This is a genomic window from Spirosoma fluminis (assembly GCF_054778895.1).
Genome location: NZ_BAAGZD010000034.1, coordinates 1 through 1,877 on the forward strand (window position 1 = coordinate 1; position 1,877 = coordinate 1,877).

The 1,877-nt window shown below is 58.3% G+C and carries 1 pseudogene; it reads left to right on the forward strand.

Annotation, left to right across the window (positions count from 1 at the left end):
• A pseudogene (locus ACYVBJ_RS20865) lies at positions 1-1,877 on the forward strand (hypothetical protein); the annotation flags it as partial.

The following is a 1,877-nucleotide window of genomic DNA, read 5'->3' on the forward strand; positions in this document are numbered from 1 at the left end:
CCAACGGCTGTACGGCAGCGACCACCACCACGGTGGTCAGTGACACGGCGCTGCCCACCGTCACGGCCAGTGTGAGCAATGACCTAAGCTGCACAGCCCTGACGGCCACCCTCAGTACGACGGCTACTCTGGGTGTTACGTACTTGTGGAGCACGGGTGAGACGACCGCTTCGATTTCGGTGAGTGTAGCCGGCCCCTACTCGGTAACGGTAACGGGTCTGAACGGGGCTACGGCTTCAGTGATCTCGGTAGTGGCTAGTGATACAGCAGTACCGGTGGTGACCGCCAGCGTGAGCAACACCTTAACTTGTGGGCAGCCAACCGCTACCATCAGCACCACGGCTGGTCCAGGGGTGACTTACCAGTGGAGCACGGGTGAGACCACGGCCAGCATCTCGGTGAGTGTGGCCGGTCCCTACTCGGTAACGGTGACGGGGGCCAACGGTTGTAGCACAGTGGTGACGACGACCGTCACCAGTGACACAGCGGTCCCAACGGTAACCGCTTCGGTGAGCAACACCCTGACCTGCGCCCAGCCCACGGCAGTTATTTCCACAGCGGCCACACCAGGCGTGACGTATCTATGGAGTAATGGAGAGACGACCGCTTCGGTTTCAGCGAGTGTAGCTGGTACCTACTCGGTAACGGTCACTTCAGCCAATGGCTGTACGGCTACAACCACGACGGAGGTCGTCAGTGATACGGTGGTACCGGAAGTAACGGCTCTGGCCAGCAATACGTTAAGCTGCGCCGTGCCGACCGCAACGATCAGTACGACGGCCACGCCAGGCGTGACGTATCAGTGGAGCACGGGTGAGACCACCCCAACGATTACGGCCGCTAGTGCCGGTCTGTATTCAGTGACGGTGACTACCCCTAACGGTTGTACGGCAGTTACGACGACAAACGTGGTCAGTGACACATCGGTGCCGGAAGTAACGGCTGCGGCCAGTAACGTACTGACGCTTAATCAGCCGACCGCAACGATCAGTACGACAGCCACTCCGGGCGTTACATATCTATGGAGCACGGGTGAGACCACCCCAACGATCACTGTCAGCGTAGGAGGTCTGTATTCAGTGACGGTGACTACCCCTAACGGCTGTTCGGCAGCGGTGACAACAAATGTGCTAAGCAACACCCTGACGCCGACGCTGGTGGCTAGTGTGAGTAACGAGATAACCTGTGCTGTGGCAACGGCAACCGCAACGATTAGCGTAACTGCCAACACACCAGTATCCTATCTGTGGAGTACGGGTGAGACCACGGCCAGCATTTCGGTGAGTGTGGCAGGTACGTATTCAGTGACGGCAACGGCACCAAATGGTGCAATGGCCTCGATCAGCGCGACCGTGGTGAGCAATACGGTAACTCCTGAAGTAACGCTTGGTGCCAGTTACACGTTAACCTGTGCGCAGCCAACCGTTTTCATCTCGTCTACGGCAAATGCGAGCGTAACATATCTATGGAGTACGAACGAAATAACACCGGGGATAACGGTTAGCAGCACGGGCCTGTATTCAGTAACGGCAACGGCACCAAATGGCTGTACCACCGTAGCGACTACAACGATCGTGAGTGATACAGCGGTGCCAGCAGTAACGGCCTTGGTAAGTAATACGTTGACCTGCGCTGAGCCTGTCGTGACCGTATCGGTACCCGACGCGCCAGTCGGTAGCAGCTTCATCTGGTCAGGACCAAGTAGCTTCACGACCGATGCCAGCAGCTTCACGACGCTCACAACGGGCCTGTACTCGGTGACGGTAACGGGCGCCAACGGCTGTACGGCGGTGGTGACGACCACGGTGGTGAGCGACACGGCTACCCCAACGGTGACGGCTAGTGTGAGCAACACCCTAACGATCAACCAGCCAACG